Raw genomic sequence first — 19,074 nt, 5'->3', positions numbered from 1 at the left:
GGCCCCGAACCATACGGTTCGGGGCCCTTGTGACGATGTACGCGGGGTTACGGGAGCTGAGCGGCCCGTGCCTCGCGGCGGTTGTCCCGGAAGTTGTTCACCCGGCGGGCCGTGGCGAACAGCGGGATGACCGCTCCCATGACCAGCTGGAGCGCACAGCCGGTCTGCAGGAGCAGCTGACCGCTCGGGGCGTCGAACGCCCACGCGGCCAGGAGACCCATCGACAGGACGATCCAGGAGAGCATCGCGACCGCGAGGCGGCCCCGCGGCTTCGGGTACTCGACTCGGCTCACCATCAGCCAGGCGGTGCCGATGATCGCCATGAGCGTGGCGACGAACGGCAGCTCCAGCAGCACGATGGAGACGACGGTGAGGGCTCCGAACGGGGACGGCATGCCCTGGAAGGTGCCGTCCTTGACCGTCACGCACGAGAACCGCGCCAGTCTCAGCACCACCGCCAGCAGCACCACGATGGCACCGACCGCCGCGACCCGCTGATGCGCGTCGTCCGCGACCATGCCGTAGACCAGGACGAAGTACGCCGGCGCGAGGCCGAAGCTGATCAGGTCCGACAGGTTGTCCAGCTCGGCGCCCATGGGGGAGGAGCGCAGCTTGCGGGCGACCAGACCGTCGAAGAGGTCGAAGACGGCCGCGCAGAGCATGAGGATGACGGCCGTCGCGGCGCTGTGCCGCGCCATGCCCGTCTCCTGGCTGCCGGTGAGGTGCGGGATCAGAATGCCCGTGGTGGTGAAGTACACCGCCATGAAGCCGCACGTGGCGTTGCCGAGGGTGAGGGTGTCCGCTATCGACAGACGGAGCGAGAGGGGCATCTCCTCGTCGTCGTCGATGTCGTCGGCCTCCGGCACCCAGCCGGCCTGTGTCTCAGGATCAACCACGGTCAATTCGAGTCACCCCAGCCACGGTCTTCTGACCGACCTCCACATCGACCTCGACACCCTCGGGCAGGTAGATGTCGACGCGCGAGCCGAAGCGGATCAGTCCGATCCGGTCGCCCTGCTCGACCTTGGTGCCCTGCGGGATGTACGGGACGATGCGACGAGCCACGGCGCCGGCGATCTGGATCATCTCGATGTCACCGAGCTCGGTGTCGAAGTGCCAGACGACGCGCTCGTTGTTCTCGCTCTCCTTGTTGAACGCCGGAACGAACCCGCCGGGGATGTGCTCCACCGACGTCACCGTGCCGGAGAGGGGCGCACGGTTGACGTGGACGTTGAGCGGGCTCATGAAGATCGCGACGCGGGTCCGTCCGTCCTTCCACGGCATGATGCTCTGCACCACACCGTCGGCGGGCGAGATGACCCGGCCCTGAGCGATCTCGCGCTCGGGGTCGCGGAAGAACCACAGCATCCCGGCCGCGAGCGCGGTGGCGGGTACGGCCACGGCCCGGGCCGCGCCGGAGCGGCGCGAACGGGCCAGGCTGAGTGCTGCGGTGGCGACGGTCGGGAGGAGCCACGGCGATGCTCCGCGCGCGAGGCGGACGCCGGTCCGGCTGTCGCGAGGTGCAGAGGTTTGGCTGTGGGGCATGGATGACCTTCGTAGCGGATGATGCCGCGCTCTTACGGGGGACGGCGGCTTTCACGCGATCGTACCGGTCGCGCACCACAACTGGGCAAGCCAGGAAGCGGAGTCGACGGCCGAAGAGTGTTGACGGGGTGTGATCTTCTTCGCGAAGAAAACACCCCGAACCAGGACATCTAACCCTGGAGTCGATACTCTTCGAGCAGCCTGCGGCCGATGATCATTTTCTGGATTTCGGCGGTACCTTCACCGATCAACAGCATCGGCGCCTCGCGGTAGAGGCGCTCGATCTCGTACTCCTTGGAGAAGCCGTAGCCGCCGTGGATCCGGAATGCATCCTCCACGACCTCCTTGCAGTACTCGGAGGCGAGGTACTTCGCCATCCCTGCTTCGAGGTCGTTTCGTTCCCCGGAGTCCTTTTTGCGAGCCGCGTTCACCATCATTGCATGGGCGGCCTCGACCTTGGTAGCCATCTCCGCCAGCTTGAACTGGATGGCCTGGTGCTGGGCGATCGCCTTGCCGAAAGTGTGGCGTTGCTGGGCATACGAGACACCCAGCTCAAAAGCACGCTGGGCGACACCGCAGCCACGCGCCGCGACATTGACGCGGCCGACCTCCACTCCGTCCATCATTTGGTAAAACCCTCGGCCCGTGGTGCCGCCGAGCACGCGATCGGCCGGAATGCGCAGTCCGTCCATGATGAGTTCGGTGGTGTCGACGCCCTTGTACCCCATCTTGTCGATCTTCCCGGGAATGGTGAGGCCGGGACGGACCTCTCCGAAACCGGGCTCCTTCTCCACCAGGAAGGTCGTCATCGACTTGTGGGGCGCCGTGCCCTCGGGGTGTCCTTCGTCACTTCGGACCAGAACGGCCACCAGCGTCGACGTCCCGCCGTTCGTCAGCCACATCTTCTGGCCGTTCAGGACGTACTCGTCGCCGTCCCTCACCGCCTTCGACGAGATCGCCGACACGTCCGAGCCGAGCGCCGGCTCCGACATCGAGAACGCGCCGCGCACCTCGCCGAGCGCCATCCGCGGCAGGAAGTGGTCCTTCTGCTCCTGCGTGCCGTGCTGCTTGAGCATGTACGCCACGATGAAGTGCGTGTTGATGATGCCGGAGACGGACATCCAGCCGCGCGCGATCTCCTCGACGCACAGCGCGTACGTCAGGAGGGACTCGCCGAGACCGCCGTACTCCTCGGGGATCATCAGACCGAACAGGCCGAGTTCCTTCAGGCCGTCGACGATGTCCTGCGGATACTCGTCGCGGTGCTCCAGCTCGGTCGCGACCGGAATGATCTCCTTGTCCACGAAGTCCCGGACGGTGGAGAGGATCTCCCGCTGGACGTCCGTGAGACCGGCGGTCTGGGCGAGTCGCGCCATGGCTACTTCTCCTGCTCCTTGAGCTGGGGGCGGCCGGGCTGTTCGCCGCCGCGCTCCTTGATGTACGTCTCGGTGGGGACCATCACCTTGCGGCGGAAGACACAGACCAGCGTGCCGTCCTGCTTGTAGCCCTTGGTCTCGACGTAGACGATCCCGCGGTCCGTCTTGGAACGGGAGGGCGTCTTGTCGAGGACCGTCGTCTCGCCGTAGATCGTGTCGCCGTGGAAGGTCGGCGCCACGTGCTTCAGCGACTCGACCTCCAGGTTGGCGATCGCCTTGCCCGAGACGTCCGGCACGGACATGCCGAGGAGCAGCGAGTAGATGTAGTTCCCCACGACGACGTTCTTGCCGAAATCGGTCGTCTTCTCCGCATAGTTGCTGTCCATGTGGAGCGGGTGGTGGTTCATGGTCAGCAGGCAGAAGAGGTGGTCGTCGTACTCGGTGACCGTCTTGCCGGGCCAGTGCTTGTAGACCGCGCCGACCTCGAACTCCTCGTAGGTGCGTCCGAACTGCATGGTGCTCAGGCCTCCGGGGCTTCGAAGCTGGACGTGCGCCGCATGCCGGCTGCCCGGCCCTTGCCCGAGATGACCAGGGCCATCTTGCGGCTGGCCTCGTCGATCATCTCGTCGCCGAGCATCGCGGAGCCCTTCTTGCCGCCCGCCTCGGACGTGTAGTAGTCGTACGCGTCCAGGATCAGCTCGGCGTGGTCGTAGTCCTCCTGGGAGGGGGAGAAGATCTCGTTGGAGGCCTCCACCTGGCCCGGGTGCAGCACCCACTTGCCGTCGAAGCCGAGCGCGGCGGCGCGCTGCGCGACCTCGCGGTAGCCCTCGACGTTGCGGATCTGCAGGTAGGGGCCGTCGATCGCCTGGAGGTTGTTGGCGCGGGCGGCCATCAGGATCTTCATCAGGATGTAGTGGTAGGCGTCCGCCGGGTAGCCGGGCGGCTGCTCGCCGACGACCAGCGACTTCATGTTGATCGACGCCATGAAGTCGGCCGGGCCGAAGATGATCGTCTCGACGCGCGGGGAGGCCTGCGCGATCGCGTTGACGTTGTTGAGCCCCTGGGCGTTCTCGATCTGCGCCTCGATGCCGATCTTGCCGACCTCGAAGCCCATCGTCTTCTCGATCTGCGTCAGCAGCAGGTCGAGCGCCACCACCTGCTGGGCGTCCTGGACCTTCGGCAGCATGATGCAGTCGAGGTTCGGCCCCGCGCCCTCGACGACCGTGACGACGTCGCGGTACGTCCACTCGGTGGTCCAGTCGTTGACGCGCACGACCCGCGTCTTGCCGGTCCAGTCGCCCTCGTTGAGGAACTTGACGATGGTGTGCCGGGCGTCGGGCTTGGCCAGCGGCGCGCACGCGTCCTCCAGGTCGAGGAAGACCTGGTCCGCGGGGAGCCCCTGCGCCTTCTCCAGGAAGCGCGGGTTGCTTCCCGGCACCGCGAGACAGGAACGGCGCGGACGCAGACGGTTGACGGGCGTTGTCATGCGGGGACCTCCAGGGGGCCGAGCTTGTTCGCTTTGCGGATCTCGTCGACGATACGGCCGATGATTCCGGTGATGTCGAAGTCCTTCGGGGTGAAGACGGCGGCCACTCCCGCGGCTCGCAGTTGTTCGGCGTCGGCGTTCGGGATGATCCCGCCCGCGATCACCGGGATGTCGGCGGCGCCGGCCTTGCGCAGTTTCTCCAGGACGTCCGGCACCAACTGGGCGTGCGAGCCGGACAGGATGGACAGGCCCACGGCGTGCACGTCCTCGTCGACGGCCGCGTCCACGATCTGTTCCGGGGTGAGCCGGATGCCCTGGTAGACCACCTCGAACCCGGCGTCGCGGGCCCGCACGGCGATCTGCTCGGCGCCGTTGGAGTGCCCGTCGAGGCCCGGCTTGCCCACCAGGAAGCGGAGCTTGCCGACGCCCAGGTCGCGGGCCGTCAGTTCCACCTTGCGGCGCACCAGGGCGAGCCCGGTGCCCTCCCCGGCGCTGACGGCGACGGGCGCGGACGAGACGCCGGTGGGGGCGCGGAACTCGCCGAACACCTCGCGCAGCGCCCCGGCCCACTCGCCGGTCGTGACGCCGGCGCGGGCGCACTCCAGGGTGGCCTCCATGAGGTTGCCGGTGCCCTCGGCGGCCTCCTTCAGCCGCTCCAGCGCCTTGCACGGGCGCGGGTGGTTGAAGGGCGGCTGGTAGCGCGTGTCGCGCCAGGTCTGGAGCGCGGAGACGACCCGGGCCTCGACGGCCGGGTCGACCGTCTGGATCGCGGCGTCCAGGTCGGCGGTGAGCGGGTTCGGCTCGGTCGACTCGTAGATGTTGACGCCGACGATCTTCTCCTGGCCGGACTCGATACGGCCCCGCCGCTCGGCGTGCGAGGAGACGAGCTGCGACTTCAGGTAGCCCGACTCGACGGCGGCCATCGCGCCGCCCATCTCCTCGATCCGGTCCATCTCGGCCAGCGACTCCTCGACGAGGGCCGCGACCTTGGCCTCGACGACGTGCGAGCCCTCGAAGATGTCCTCGTACTCCAGCAGGTCGCTCTCGTGCGCGAGGACCTGCTGGATGCGCAGCGACCACTGCTGGTCCCAGGGGCGGGGCAGGCCCAGCGCCTCGTTCCAGGCGGGCAGTTGGACGGCGCGGGCGCGGGCGTCCTTGGACAGCGTGACGGCGAGCATCTCCAGCACGATCCGCTGGACGTTGTTCTCCGGCTGCGCCTCGGTCAGGCCGAGGGAGTTGACCTGGACGCCGTAGCGGAAGCGGCGCTGCTTGGGGTTCTCGATGCCGTACCGCTCGCGGGTGATCTTGTCCCAGATGCGGCCGAACGCCCGCATCTTGCACATCTCCTCGATGAAGCGGACGCCCGCGTTCACGAAGAAGGAGATCCGGGCCACGACATCGCCCTTGCGGTCCTCGGCGATCTGCCCGGACGCGAACACCGCGTCCAGGACGGCGATCGCGGTGGACATCGCGTAGGCGATCTCCTGGACCGGTGTGGCGCCCGCCTCCTGCAGGTGGTAGCTGCAGATGTTGATCGGGTTCCACTTGGGGATGTGGTTCACCGTGTACGTGATCATGTCCGTCGTGAGACGGAGGGAGGGGACCGGCGGGAACACGTGCGTGCCCCGCGACAGGTACTCCTTCACGATGTCGTTCTGGGTGGTGCCCTGGAGCTTGGTGATGTCGACGCCCTGCTCCTCGGCGACGACCTGATAGAGCGCCAGCAGCCACATGGCGGTGGCGTTGATGGTCATCGAGGTGTTCATCTGGTCCAGGGGGATGTCCTGGAACAGCCGGCGCATGTCACCGACGTGCGAGACCGGGACCCCGACCCGGCCCACCTCGCCGCGGGCGAGGATGTGGTCGGGGTCGTAGCCGGTCTGGGTGGGCAGGTCGAAGGCCACGGACAGGCCCGTCTGCCCCTTGGCGAGGTTGCGGCGGTACAACTCGTTGGACGCCTCGGCGGTGGAGTGTCCGGCGTACGTGCGCATGAGCCACGGCCGGTCCTTCTCCGCCCTCGCCGGGGTGGGCTGACGCTCGGTCATGGCGGACCTCAGACGTTCCGGAAGCGGTTGATGGCGTCGATGTGCCGGGCGCGCTTCTCCTCGTCGCGCACGCCCAGACCCTCCTGGGGTGCCAGCGCGAGCACGCCGACCTTGCCCTGGTGGAGGTTGCGGTGCACGTCGTAGGCGGCCTGCCCGGTGTCCTCCAGGGAGTACACCTTGGAGAGCGTGGGGTGGATCTTGCCCTTGGCGACGAGCCGGTTGGCCTCCCAGGCCTCGCGGTAGTTCGCGAAGTGCGAGCCGATGATCCGCTTGAGCGACATCCACAGGTAGCGGTTGTCGTACTCGTGCATGTAGCCCGACGTCGAGGCGCAGGTGGTGATGGTGCCGCCCTTGCGGGTGACGTAGACGCTCGCGCCGAAGGTCTCGCGGCCGGGGTGCTCGAACACGATGTCGATGTCCTCGCCGCCGGTGAACTCGCGGATGCGCTTGCCGAAGCGCTTCCACTCCTTCGGGTCCTGGGTGGTCTCGTCCTTCCAGAACTTGTAGCCCTCGGCGTTGCGGTCGATGATCGCCTCGGCGCCCATCGCGCGGCAGATGTCCGCCTTCTGCGGGCTGCTCACGACGCAGATCGGGTTGGCGCCGCCGGCCAGCGCGAACTGCGTGGCGTAGGAGCCGAGTCCGCCGCTGGCGCCCCAGATGAGGACGTTGTCGCCCTGCTTCATGCCGGCGCCGTTGCGGGAGACGAGCTGCCGGTAGGCGGTGGAGTTCACCAGGCCGGGAGCGGCGGCCTCCTCCCAGCTCAGGTGGTCCGGCTTCGGCATGAGCTGGTTGGACTTGACGAGCGCGATCTCGGCGAGGCCGCCGAAGTTGGTCTCGAAGCCCCAGATCCGCTGCTCGGGGTCGAGCATCGTGTCGTTGTGGCCGTCCGAGGACTCCAGCTCGACCGAGAGGCAGTGCGCGACGACCTCGTCGCCGGGCTTCCAGGAGTTCACGCCGGGGCCGGTGCGCAGCACGACGCCCGCGAGGTCCGAGCCGATGATGTGGTACGGCAGGTCGTGGCGCTTGCTGAGCTCGCTGAGGCGCCCGTAGCGCTCCAGGAAGCTGAAGGTCGAGACCGGCTCGAAGATCGACGTCCAGACCGAGTTGTAGTTCACGGAGGACGCCATGACGGCCACCAGGGCCTCGCCGGGGCCGAGCTCCGGCACCGGCACGTCGTCCAGGTGGATCGACTTGCGGGGGTCCTTGTCGCGGGAACCGAGCCCGGCGAACATCTCCGCCTCGTCCTTGTGCACGGTGATCGCGCGGTAGGACTCGGGGAGCGGAAGAGCGGCGAAGTCGGCGGACGTGGCCGTCTGCGACTGGATCGCGTCCAGGATTTCCTTCACGTGGTGCCTCCGGCGATGAGCGTCCTGAGGGGAACGCTGAGGGTTACGTCGGTGCTGCTGCTGAGGGTGGGGGTGTGCCGTCGGTCCGGCGGAGGTGGTGCTGGGCAGCGCTTGGTGTGCGCGAGAGGGTGCCTGTGACGCAGGCGTCCGGGCGCGCAGGCCGTCGGCTTGCGGGGACAGCCGGCGTACGAAGGGTCTCTGCACGCCGGCCGCCCGGACTCCTTCAACGTATGGCACGCCGTGTCACCTGACAAGGCACGCAGTGCCAAAAGTTGCGCTCAGATGAAATCTTTACGTAACACGTGAGCGATGATCGATCAGATCAGGGCATAAAAACACCGGACGCGCTCAAAAGGAGCCCGTCCGGTGCTGAATCAACCCGTCCGGCCACTGCGGACGGGCGGTACTGCCGAAGGTGTGCGAAGGGCCGGCTAGGACCGGTCCTTGAGCGCCTGCTCGATGGTGCGCATCACCTGGTCCAGGGGGGCGTCCACCCGGGCCACGGTCACCAGCACGTCCCCCTCGGTGAAGGACGAGGCGGCGGCGGCCGGTCGCGGCGCGGTCTCCCGTCCCGCGCCGATCCCCGTGCCGAACGTCTTGCGGACGATGGCGAAGGCGTGGTCCAGCTGGGTCTCCACGTCGCCCTGGCCGCCCGCCCGCAGCCACCGCCGCAGCACGTGATTGTGCGCCGTGACCACGGCCGACGCGGCGACCTCCGCGAGCAGCGGATCGTCGTTGGCGTCGTCGTCGTGCGCGTGCTCGTCGAAGTGGCCGAGGAGATAGCGCGTGAAGAGCCGCTCGTAGCGCGCCACGGAGGCGATCTCGGCCTCGCGCAGTGTCGGTACCTCGCGGGTCAGTTTGTAGCGGGAGACGGAGATCTCCGGCTGCGCCGCGTACATCCGCATGACTTCCTTGATGCCGCGGCACACGGTGTCGAGCGGATGCTCGTGCGCGGGCGCCGCGTTGAGCACCGCCTCGGCCCGGATCAGGGTGTCGTCGTGGTCCGGGAAGATCGCCTCTTCCTTGGAGCGGAAGTGGCGGAAGAAGGTGCGGCGGGCCACCCCCGCCCGGGCGGCGATCTCGTCGACGGTGGTCGCCTCGTACCCCTTGGTCGCGAACAGCTCCATGGCCGCGGCCGCCAGCTCCCGCCGCATCTTGAGCCGTTGGGCCGCCGCGCGGTTGCCCGCGGCGCTCTCCGGGGGAGCGTCGGACGTGGCGGGGGTACGTGAGGACTTGGCGGGCTGGGGCATGACCCGAACGTACTGCATGTGTGCAGGAGAGCGCGCATGTCCGGGGATCCCCCCGCCCGGGACGGGCGAGGGGTTTCCGGCCGGTTCGAGCAGTCCGCCCCAGTCGGCGTCCGCCGTGAACGAGTCGCCCGGACGCTCAGCGGCGGGCATATTCGCGGAAACCGCGGCCCGTCTTGCGGCCGAGGCAGCCCGCGGCCACCAGGTGCTCCAGGAGCGGCGCGGGGGCCAGTCCCGGGTCGCGGAACTCGCGGTGCAGGACCTTCTCGATGGCCAGCGACACGTCGAGACCGACCACGTCGAGCAGTTCGAACGGGCCCATCGGGTAGCCGCCGCCCAGCTTCATCGCGGCGTCGATGTCGTCGAGCGAGGCGTAGTGCTCCTGCACCATCTTGATCGCGTTGTTGAGGTACGGGAACAGCAGCGCGTTCACGATGAAGCCGGCCCGGTCGCCGCAGTCCACCGGGTGCTTGCGGATCGTCGCGCAGACCTCGCGCACGGTGGCGTGCACGTCGTCCGCGGTCAGCACGGTCCGCACGACCTCGACGAGCTTCATCACGGGGGCCGGGTTGAAGAAGTGCATGCCGATCACGTCCTGCGGGCGCGAGGTGGCGCGGGCGCAGGCGACGACGGGCAGCGAGGAGGTGGTGGTGGCGAGGATCGCGCCCGGCTTGCAGACCTTGTCGAAGACGCCGAACAGCTGCTGCTTGACCTCCAGGTCCTCGGCGACCGCCTCCAGTGCCAGATCGACGTCGGCGAAGTCGTCGTAGCTGCCGGTCGGCGTGATCCGCTCCAGGGTCTGCGCCGCCGCCTCGGCGGTCAGCCGGCCCTTGTCGACGGAGCGGGAGAGGGACTTGCCGATCCGTGCCTTCGCGGCCTGCGCCTTCTCCTCGCTGCGGGCCGCGAGGACGACGGTGTGGCCGGCCTTCGCGAAGACCTCCGCGATGCCGGAGGCCATCGTCCCGGAGCCCGCGACACCGACCGAGCGGACCGTGCGGCCGGGGGTCTGCGTGCCGTCCTCCGACGGCGTCAGCGCGTCCCGCACGACGGTGGCGCCGCCGGGGGCGTCGTAGGAGTAGAAGCCGCGGCCGGACTTGCGCCCGGTCAGGCCCGCCTCGCTGAGCTGCTTGAGGATGGGTGCGGGGGCGTGCAGCCGGTCCTGGGACTCGGTGTACATGGCCTCCAGGACCGTGCGCGCGGTGTCCACACCGATCAGGTCGAGCAGCGCGAGCGGGCCCATGGGCAGTCCGCAGCCGAGCTTCATGGCCGCGTCGATGTCCTCGCGGGAGGCGTACTTCGCCTCGTACATCGCGGCGGCCTGGTTGAGGTAGCCGAACAGCAGTCCGTCGGCGACGAATCCGGGGCGGTCCCCGACCGCGACGGGCTCCTTGCCGAGTTCCAGGGCCAGATCCGTGACCGCGGCGACGGCGGCCGGCGCGGTCAGCACCGAGGAGACGACCTCGACCAGCTTCATGGCCGGCGCCGGGTTGAAGAAGTGCAGGCCGAGGACGCGCTCGGGGCGGGAGGAGTCGGCGGCGAGCCGGGTCACGGACAGCGCGTTGGTGCCCGTCGCGAGGATCGTCTCGGGCCGCACGATGCCGTCCAGCGCCCGGAAGACCTGCTGCTTGATGTCGTACGACTCCGGAGTCACCTCGATGACGAGGTCGGCGTCGGCGGCGGCCGCGAGGTCGGTGGAGGTGCGGAACCGGCCGAGGGCGTCCGTGCGCTCCTGCTCACTGAGCCGCCCGCGCCCCACGGCGCGTCCGGTGGAGGCTTCGAGGGCGGCGACGGCCTGGACGGCCGCGGCCTCGCTGATGTCGATGCCGATGACGTCGCGGCCGGCCCGGGCCAGGACTTCGGCGATGCCGGTGCCCATGGTGCCGAGGCCGACGACGGCGACGGTCTTCAGCGGGGACAGAGGGGTGTCGGACAGGGGAGTGGCCATCGCGGGACTCCTGGGAGAGGGTGACGACTGAGGGGTGCGCCCGGGTACGCCGAACAGGCGCACACGGTGCGGAGGTTGCGGGTGTCGACCGGGCTGACGAGCGCACACGCCCGGTGGCGAACGGGGCGCCGAAGAGAGCGCGCCCGAGTGGCGGTGAAGCCGACCGGCCCTGTCCCGGAGCCGTGTCGTACTGCGATACCTGAGGTACCGGACCGACTGCTCTCCCGGCGGCTGCGTCACCAGGCCACCGAGAGGTCCAACACGAGTGGGTAACTCGCTCGTCTGAGCTTAACCCGCCGGTAACGAGCGCGCCAGCCCCCGACTTTGTGATGTAGGTCCCCGCACCCCACGGGCGTGCCTAAGCTCGGCCCATGGACGAAGCGTTGCGATCACTCACGGAGCGTGTGCGGGCCGAGGCGGGGGCGTCGCCGGGGTACGAACGCCTCGCGGCGACCGAGGACCCCGAGGTCCTGGCGGCGGCGCTGACCGAACCGGGACAGCCCTTGTGGGCCCGGGAGTTGGTCGCCTTCCGGCTCGGGACCGCCGGTGACCGGCGGGCCTTCGAGGCGCTCGTCCTGCTGCTGAACCACCGTGATCCCGAGCGCTGCGCGTCCGCGGCCCGTGCCCTGGCCCGGCTCGGCGACGCCCGCACGGCCCGCGCCGCCGCCGCGCTCGCCACGAACGAACTGCGCGTCGCCTACGCCCTCCAGCCGGTCCGGCTGCTGGTCGAACTCCGCGCCCCCGAGGCCGTACCCGCGCTGATCACCGTCCTGCGCCGCAGGCTGCTCCCGCACGACCCGTACCGCAGGGTCGCGCTCGCCTGCGTCGAGGGCCTCGGGACCCTGGGCGACGCCCGGGCCCGCCCCGTCCTGACCGAGGCGCTGGCCCATCCGGCACTCGCGCAGGCCGCCGTCCGCGCACTGGACCGGCTTCCCGAGGGGGGAGCCGGCGGCACGCGCTGACGCACCCGGGGGAGGCGGCCCCGTGCGCGGACGGCGGCAGCCGGGTCACGCGGGCGGCAGGTCCCGGACGTAGCGCACCTCGGGCACCTCGACGCCGGCCGCCTCGAAGGGCTCCTCCGCGCCGTCGGCGCCGAAGCCGGCCCGCTCGTAGAACCGGCGGGCCGGGATGTTGTCCCTCAGGACCCACAGCAGCATGCGCTCACGCCCGGCGGCCACGCACCGGGCGACGGATGCCCGCAAGAGGGCCTGCCCGACTCCCCGGCCCACCAGGTCCGGATGGACGTAGATCGCGTACAACTCGACGTCCGCGGGGCCGGCTTCGCCGTCGCGGTAGGGACCGTGGCACGCCCAGCCGACCACCGCGCCCTCGCGCTCGGCGACCAGGTTCACCACGGAGCCGTCGGCGCGTTCGAGGTGGCCGCGGCGCCGTGCCGCGTCCTCGGACACGCTGAGCGCGTCCAGATACGACTGCGGCATGAGGCCCTTGTACGCGCTCTGCCAGCCGCGCACCCGGATCTCGGCCACGCGCGGACAGTCGGCGAGGGTCATCTCACGGACCCGGAGCGCGCTCACGCGCCGACCACGGCGAACGCCTCGATCTCCATCAGGAACTCGGGTCTCACCAGGGCGGCGACCTGGACGGCCGAGGCGGCCGGCAGCCGGTCGTCGGGCAGGTGCGCGGCCCGGGCGGCCCGGATGGCGGGCAGGTGGGCCATGTCCGTGACGAAGAAGGTCAGTTTGACCACGTCGTCGAAGGTGGCGCCCGCCGCCGCCAGGCAGCGGCGCAGGTTCTCGAAGACCTGGCGGGCCTGCGCCTCGGCGTCGCCCTCCCCGACGATCTCGCCGTCCTCGTCCAGCGGGAGCTGGCCCGAGACGGCCACGAAGCGCCCCGTGGCCGCCACCACGTGGGAGTACGCGGTGGCGGGGGCGACCCCGTCGGGGGCTGGGATGCGGGTCGGATCACTCATGGGTCCATCGTGGACCACGGGTCCGACAGTGCCCCCGACGGGGCGTCGCCCGGCCGGGGGTCAGCCCCGGAAGCCGAGCAGTCCGTGCAGCGCCGAGCCCCGTGCGGAGGTGGACGCGGCCTTCGTGGTCAGCGGCTTGGGGTCGGGCAGCGTCTTGCACACCGCGTCGGCCTCACCGTCGCCGCGCGGCACCTTGCCGTCGGTCAGATACGTCGCCAGGTACTTGTCCAGGCAGGCGTTGCCGCTCAGCGTGATCCCGTGGTTCCCGCCGCCCTGCTCGACGACCAGGCTGGAACCGCGCAGCTGCTGATGGACCGTGACGCCGCCCTCGTACGGGGTGGCCGCGTCGTTGGTCGCCTGGAACAGCAGCGTGGGCGGCAGCCGGTGGTTGGAGATGTCCACCGGCCGCAGCGAGTCCGTCGGCCAGAACGCGCACGGCGCGTTGTACCAGGCGTTGTTCCAGGCCATGAACGGCGCCTTGTCGTACACCGCCCAGTTGTCCTTGCGCCACTGGCGCCAGTCGCGCGGCCAGGAGGCGTCACGGCACTGCACGGACGTGTAGACGCTGTACCCGTTGTCGCCCGAGGCGTCGACGGCCGCGAAGTTGTCGTAGGCCTCGACGAGCGCGTCCGAGTCCTTGCTGTTCACATAGGACGCGAACGCCTGGGCGAGGTAGGGCCAGTAGCCGTTGTAGTAGCCGCCCGGGATGAAGGTGTCCTCCAGTTCGGAGGCGCCCACCTTCTTCTGCGCGGGCTTCTTGGCGAGCGCCGCGCGCATCGCGTACCACTTGGCCTCGACCTTGGCCGGGTCGGTGCCGAGCTTGTAGGTGGTGTTGTTCTTCGCGACCCACGCGAGGAACGCCAGGTGACGGTCGTTGAAGGCGTAGTCCTGGCTGAGGTTGTCCTCGTACCAGACGCCGGTGGGGTCGACGATGGAGTCCAGGACGAGCCGGCGGACCCGCTGCGGGTACAGCTTGGCGTAGACGGCCCCGAGGTAGGTGCCGTACGAGTACCCGAAGTAGTTGATCTTCTTGGCGCCGAGTGCGGCACGGATCGCGTCCATGTCGCGGACGGCGCTCACCGTGTCGATGTACGGCAGCAGGTCCGCGTACTTGGCGCCGCACGCCGTGGCGAAGGACTTCGCGCGGTCGAGGTTGGCCTTCTCCAGGGCCCTGGTGCTCGGCACGGAGTCCGGCCGGACCGGCTTGAAGTGGCCCGGCTTGCAGTCGAGGGCGGGCTTGCTCGCGCCCACGCCGCGCGGGTCGAAGCCGATCACGTCGTACTGCGCCGCCACGGCCTTGGGCAGTGCGGAGGCGACGAACCCGGCCAGGGTGAGACCGCTGCCGCCGGGACCGCCGGGGTTCACCAGGAGCGGGCCCTGGTACGTCTTCGCGGTGTGCGGGACGCGGGACAGGGCGAGGGTGATTCGCTCGCTGTAGGGGTTCGAGTGGTCCAGCGGCACCTTCAGGGAGGCGCACTGGAGGGTCGGGTAGTCGCTGGTGGCGCACTTCTTCCAGCCGAGCTTCGCGGCCGGGGCGCTGCGTGGTGCGGCCGCGGGGCCGGCGCTCGCGTCGGCGGGGACCGACGTGATCACCCCGGCCAGTACGGCGGCAGCCCCGCACAGAGCAGCTGCGCGTTTCTTCACAAGGCCTCCCAGGACGGAGGATTTCGAGCCGTGCACGCCACGGCCTTCGCCGTATCGTCCCGGAGCCGGGCCCCGGACGAACGCGTTCCGGCGAGACTCGACCCGATTGGTCCGCCCGATGCGCTCGGATGCCGCCGCGGGCCACCCTTCGGCCCTTTCCGGCCAGGTGTCCTGAGGGAGTGTCAGAGAAGCGTGAGCTGGGTGGGCTCCGGGGCCGCCGGGGCCTGTGGCTCGGGGGCGGTGATCCGGCGCGGCATCCCCGCGCGCGTGGGACCGATGCCGTACTCCTCGGCCAGCTCGTGGACCTGGCGGGTGATCCGGCGCTGGTACCACTTCGGGGCGTAGGCGCCCTCCGCGTACAGCCGCTCGTAGCGCGGTACGAGATGCGGGTGGTGGTGCCCGAGCCAGGCCATGAACCACTCGCGGGCGCCGGGCCGCAGATGCAGCACCAGCGGGGTCACCGAGGTCGCCCCCGAGGCCGCGATCGCCCGTACGGTGGCGCGCAGTTGGGCGGGATGGTCGCCGAGGAACGGGATCACGGGCGCCATCAGGACGCCGCAGTCGATGCCGTGGTCCGTGAGGGTGCGGACGACGTCCAGACGGCGCTCCGGGGCCGGCGTGCCCGGCTCGACGGTGCGCCACAGCTCGGCGTCGGTGAACCCCACGGACACCGAGATCCCGACGTCGGTCACCTCGGCCGCCTGCCTCAGCAGGTCCAGGTCGCGCAGGATGAGCGTGCCCTTGGTCAGGATGGAGAAGGGGTTCGCGTGGTCGCGCAGGGCCGCGATGATGCCTGGCATCAGCCGGTACCGGCCCTCGGCGCGCTGGTAGCAGTCGACGTTGGTGCCCATCGCGATGTGCTCGCCGTGCCAGCGGTGCGAGGCGAGCTGGCGGCGCAGCAGCTCCGGAGCGTTGACCTTGACCACGATCTGCGAGTCGAAGCCGAGGCCGGTGTCGAGGTCCAGATAGCTGTGCGTCTTGCGCGCGAAACAGTAGACGCACGCGTGCGTGCAGCCCCGGTACGGATTGACGGTCCACTCGAACGGCATCCGGGACGCCCCCGGCACCCGGTTCACGATCGAGCGCGCCCGGATCTCGTGGAAGGTGATCCCCCGGAACTCGGGGGTGTCGAACGTTCGTGTCGTCACCCGGTCCGCGCCGAACAGCGCGGCGTCCCGGGCGGGGTCCCCGGCGGGGTCCACGGTCAGGTTCTCCCAGCGCATGACGCCTCCTCGGTAGCACTGACCACAGAATAGAACACATGTTCCCTTGATCGTGCGACCGTGTTTCCCGGAAGCCCGGCCGGCCCGGCCCGTAGCCCGCGGGCACCCCGATTTGGGCGCCCGGGCCGCCGGGTGGTTGGCTGACCGCACACCCGAGGAACCAACTGCTGGAGGAAGTGCCATGGCGCAGGTCGAGGCGACGACGGAGCGGGTCATCGCGGCGGACGCGGAGGCGGTGTTCGACGCCCTGGCCGACTACAGCGGCACGCGGCAGAAGCTGCTGCCCGAGCACTTCAGCGAGTACGAGGTCCGCGAGGGCGGCGACGGCGAGGGCACCCTCGTGCACTGGAAGCTCCAGGCCACCAGCAAGCGCGTCCGGGACTGCCTCCTCGAGGTGACCGAGCCCACCGACGGCGAACTCGTCGAGAAGGACCGCAATTCCTCCATGGTGACCACCTGGCGGGTGACCCCGGCCGGTGAGGGGGCGTCGCGTGTCGTGGTGACCAGCGTCTGGAACGGCGCGGGCGGCATCGGGGGCTTCTTCGAGCGGACCTTCGCGCCCAAGGGCCTCGCCCGCATCTACGACGCGGAGCTCGCCAACCTCGCCGCCCACGCCGAGAAGTGACGCCGGCGACGCGGCGGTAACCCCCCGGCGGGGCTCGCCACCGTCAAGAGGGGCCGCCCGAGGGCGTGTTGCTCTCTCACCGGTTCGAGTGGATCTCCCGTCCGCCGGCGTTCGTGCCGTAACTCGTCGCGCTTGCTCGCAGTTGTCGCCATAAGCGGCAATTGTGCGTGGGTGCGACGAGGGGAGCGGTACGTGGGCGGGATCACTCTGGTGCAGGACGAACCGGTCGTCGCACCCCCGCCGGAGGTCGCGCCGCCGGCCGTCGAGCCCGCCGGACTCGCCCCGCGCCAGGTGCGGTTGGTCTTCTGCGGGCTCATGCTGGCGCTGCTCCTCGCCGCCCTGGAGCAGATGATCGTCGCCACCGCGCTCCCGAGGATCGTCGGGGAGCTGCACGGCCTGGACAAGATGTCCTGGGCGATCACCGCCTACCTGCTCACCTCCACCGTCGGACTCCCGGTCTACGGCAAGCTCGGCGACCTCTTCGGCCGCAAGGGCGTCTTCCAGTTCGCCATCGTCGTCTTCGTGATCGGCTCGGCGCTCGCCGGCCGGGCGCAGACCATGGACCAGCTCATCGCCTTCCGCGCGGTCCAGGGCACCGGCGCCGGCGGCCTGATGATCGGTGTGCAGGCGATCATCGCGGACATCGTGCCGCCCCGGCAGCGCGGCCGCTACATGGGTCTGATCGGCGCCGCGTTCGGGCTCGCGTCGGTCGCGGGCCCGCTGCTCGGCGGCTACTTCACGGACCACCTCTCCTGGCGCTGGTGCTTCTACATCAACGTGCCCTTCGGTCTGCTCACCCTCGCGGTCGTCACCGTCGTGCTCAAGCTGCCGAAACCGTCCGTCCGCGGGCGCGTCGACGTCCTCGGCATCCTCCTTCTCGCCGCCGCGTCCACCTGCCTCGTCCTGCTGACCAGTTGGGGCGGCACCGAGTACGCCTGGGGCTCGCGCGCCATCCTCGGGCTCGCCGCCGGCGCCCTCGCCGCGACCGCGCTGTTCCTCGTCGTCGAACGCTTCGCCGTCGAACCCCTCATCCCGCTGAGGCTGTTCAAGGACAGCGTCTTCAACGTCACCGCGCTCGTCGGCCTGGTCGTCGGGGTCGCCCTCTTCGGCGCCGCCAGCTACCTGCCGACCTTCCTGCAGATGGTCGACGGCGCCAGCGCCACCGAGTCCGGACTGCTGATGCTGCCCATGATGGGCGGCATCGTCGGCGCCTCCATCGTCTCCGGCCAGCTCATCAGCCGCACCGGCCGCTACAAGCTCTTCCCCATCCTCGGCGGCGCCCTCTCCGTCGTCGGCATGTGGCTGCTCTCGCACCTCGAGGTCGACACCCCCCGGCTGCACTACAGCCTCTGGATGGCGGTCCTCGGCGCCGGCATCGGCATGGTGATGCCGGTCCTGGTGCTCGCCGTGCAGAACTCCGTGCGCCCGGCCGACCTCGGCACCGCGACCAGCGCCAACAACTACTTCCGGCAGATCGGCGGCAGCGTCGGCGCCGCCATCTTCGGCACCCTGTTCGCCAACCGGCTGGCAGACGCCCTCGCCGAACGCCTCCCCGCGCGCGCCGGCGCCCCCGCCGGGGAGGCCGAGTCCATCACCCCGCAGCTCGTCCACGCGATGCCCGCCGCCCTGCGCGACCAGTACATCGGCGCGTACGCGGACGCCATGCCGCGGATCTTCCTCTACCTCGTGCCGGTCCTCGTCCTCGGACTGGTCATCGCCTTCTTCCTCAAGGAGAAACCGCTGGTGTCCCACAACGCCCCCACCGCCGAGCCGGAGTCCGCGCAGGTGAACACCCCCATCCCGCCGGCCCGTTCGGGACACGCCGCCGGGATCCCCGTCTGTGGCACGGTGCAGCACTCCGACGGCACGGTCGTCCCCCGGGCCGCCCTCACCCTCATCGACGTCGGGGGACAGCAGATCGGGCGGGGCGCCAGCGGCGAGGACGGGCGGTACGCGCTGTCCACACCCGGCGCGGGATCGTACGTGCTGATCGCCGCGGCCGGTGGACACCAGCCGCAGGCCGTCTCCGTGACCGTCGGCGAACGACCCGTCGAACTCGACGTCGTGCTCGGCGGCGCCGGCCGTCTCGCCGGCAGCGTGCTGACCGCGGACGGCACCCCGGTGCGGGAGGCCACCGTCACCCTCACCAACGTGCACGGCGAGGTCGTCGCCACCACCCGCAGCGGACGCGAGGGCGGGTACGTGATCACCGAACTGGTGGCCGGCGAGTACACCCTGGCCTCCAGCGCGCCCGCGTTCCGCCCCGCCGCCCTCCCCGTGACCGTCCAGGCCGCGCGCGAGACCCGCCAGGACGTCGAACTCGCGGGCGGCGCCGTGCTGCGCGGCACCGTCCGGGCGGGCGGCGGACGCCCCGTCGAGGACGCGCGTGTGACCCTCCTGGACGCCGCGGGCAACGTGGTGGACACCCTCACCACCGGACCCGACGGCACGTTCCGGTTCGTCGACCTGGCGTCCGGCGAGTACACCGTCATCGCGGCCGGCTACCCGCCCGTGGCCACCGTGCTCCAGGTCGCCGGCGGAGGCCGCACGGAACGGGACCTGCAACTGGGGCACGAGGACTGACCCGGCAGGAACGCGCTCCCCGACGGGTGCGTTCGACCGTACGGCAGGGCTCCCTCCGCCGCCCGCGCGACGGAGGAGC

Annotated in this window: 16 protein-coding genes; 3 read left to right on the top strand and 13 right to left on the bottom strand. The window is 70.3% G+C overall.

All coding sequences use genetic code 11. The features are described 5' to 3' along the window. Window positions 1–47 precede the first annotated feature (47 nt). From pssA to OG406_RS09405, 9 genes are all read right to left on the bottom strand, one after another. Window positions 48–866 (bottom strand): CDP-diacylglycerol--serine O-phosphatidyltransferase, encoded by an 819-nt coding sequence (pssA, locus tag OG406_RS09445; protein WP_081220192.1) that lies wholly within the window; start codon window positions 864–866, stop codon window positions 48–50. A 22-nt stretch (window positions 867–888) separates the two neighbouring features. After that, the gene (locus OG406_RS09440; protein ID WP_081220193.1) at window positions 889–1,545 is read right to left on the bottom strand and encodes a phosphatidylserine decarboxylase; all 657 of its coding nucleotides are present in this window, start codon (window positions 1,543–1,545) and stop codon (window positions 889–891) included. Window positions 1,546–1,715: 170 nt separating this feature from the next. Then, complete coding sequence (locus tag OG406_RS09435; protein ID WP_164374338.1) at window positions 1,716–2,921, bottom strand: acyl-CoA dehydrogenase family protein; 1,206 nt, start codon at window positions 2,919–2,921, stop codon at window positions 1,716–1,718. Window positions 2,922–2,923: 2 nt separating this feature from the next. Then, on the bottom strand, window positions 2,924–3,436 hold the full coding sequence (locus OG406_RS09430; protein WP_164374337.1) for a MaoC family dehydratase: 513 nt from the start codon (window positions 3,434–3,436) through the stop codon (window positions 2,924–2,926). Window positions 3,437–3,441: 5 nt separating this feature from the next. Beyond that, window positions 3,442–4,407, bottom strand: a complete 966-nt coding sequence (locus tag OG406_RS09425; RefSeq protein WP_164374336.1) for an HpcH/HpaI aldolase/citrate lyase family protein — start codon at window positions 4,405–4,407, stop codon at window positions 3,442–3,444. Continuing rightward, window positions 4,404–6,452, bottom strand: a complete 2,049-nt coding sequence (locus OG406_RS09420; protein ID WP_329185255.1) for a protein meaA — start codon at window positions 6,450–6,452, stop codon at window positions 4,404–4,406. Before OG406_RS09420 ends, OG406_RS09425 begins: the two co-directional genes overlap by 4 nt. Window positions 6,453–6,460: 8 nt before the next feature. Then, window positions 6,461–7,798: a crotonyl-CoA carboxylase/reductase gene (gene ccrA / locus OG406_RS09415; RefSeq protein WP_081220198.1), complete on the bottom strand. Its 1,338-nt coding sequence runs from the start codon at window positions 7,796–7,798 to the stop codon at window positions 6,461–6,463. A gap of 431 nt (window positions 7,799–8,229) precedes the next feature. Next, window positions 8,230–9,048, bottom strand: a complete 819-nt coding sequence (locus tag OG406_RS09410) for a TetR family transcriptional regulator (protein ID WP_266617425.1) — start codon at window positions 9,046–9,048, stop codon at window positions 8,230–8,232. 136 nt (window positions 9,049–9,184) lie between these two features. Beyond that, window positions 9,185–10,990: a 3-hydroxyacyl-CoA dehydrogenase family protein gene (locus OG406_RS09405; protein WP_329185254.1), complete on the bottom strand. Its 1,806-nt coding sequence runs from the start codon at window positions 10,988–10,990 to the stop codon at window positions 9,185–9,187. A gap of 371 nt (window positions 10,991–11,361) precedes the next feature. Here OG406_RS09405 and OG406_RS09400 point away from each other — a divergent pair, with 371 nt between their 5' ends. After that, the gene (locus OG406_RS09400) at window positions 11,362–11,952 is read left to right on the top strand and encodes an adenylosuccinate lyase (protein WP_267048918.1); all 591 of its coding nucleotides are present in this window, start codon (window positions 11,362–11,364) and stop codon (window positions 11,950–11,952) included. A 45-nt stretch (window positions 11,953–11,997) separates the two neighbouring features. On the opposite strand, the gene OG406_RS09395 is transcribed toward OG406_RS09400, so the two are convergent. The 4 genes from OG406_RS09395 to OG406_RS09380 form a co-directional block, all read right to left on the bottom strand. Further along, complete coding sequence (locus OG406_RS09395) at window positions 11,998–12,525, bottom strand: GNAT family N-acetyltransferase (protein ID WP_267048919.1); 528 nt, start codon at window positions 12,523–12,525, stop codon at window positions 11,998–12,000. Further along, entirely contained in the window at window positions 12,522–12,920 is a 399-nt protein-coding gene (locus tag OG406_RS09390) for a RidA family protein (protein WP_164374330.1), read from the bottom strand. Before OG406_RS09390 ends, OG406_RS09395 begins: the two co-directional genes overlap by 4 nt. 60 nt (window positions 12,921–12,980) lie before the next feature. Beyond that, window positions 12,981–14,564 (bottom strand): alpha/beta hydrolase, encoded by a 1,584-nt coding sequence (locus OG406_RS09385; RefSeq protein ID WP_266851554.1) that lies wholly within the window; start codon window positions 14,562–14,564, stop codon window positions 12,981–12,983. 182 nt (window positions 14,565–14,746) lie between these two features. After that, complete coding sequence (locus OG406_RS09380) at window positions 14,747–15,787, bottom strand: Rv2578c family radical SAM protein (RefSeq protein ID WP_266617430.1); 1,041 nt, start codon at window positions 15,785–15,787, stop codon at window positions 14,747–14,749. A gap of 181 nt (window positions 15,788–15,968) precedes the next feature. Here OG406_RS09380 and OG406_RS09375 point away from each other — a divergent pair, with 181 nt between their 5' ends. Continuing rightward, window positions 15,969–16,412, top strand: a complete 444-nt coding sequence (locus tag OG406_RS09375) for an SRPBCC family protein (protein ID WP_081220206.1) — start codon at window positions 15,969–15,971, stop codon at window positions 16,410–16,412. Between the two features lie 192 nt (window positions 16,413–16,604). Continuing rightward, window positions 16,605–18,995: an MFS transporter gene (locus OG406_RS09370; RefSeq protein WP_266851552.1), complete on the top strand. Its 2,391-nt coding sequence runs from the start codon at window positions 16,605–16,607 to the stop codon at window positions 18,993–18,995. Window positions 18,996–19,074: the final 79 nt, after the last annotated feature.

The organism is Streptomyces sp. NBC_01428, assembly GCF_036231965.1.
Lineage (GTDB): Bacteria > Actinomycetota > Actinomycetes > Streptomycetales > Streptomycetaceae > Streptomyces.
Note: the sequence above shows the minus strand (reverse complement) of the source record. Positions and strands in the feature narration are given on the sequence as shown.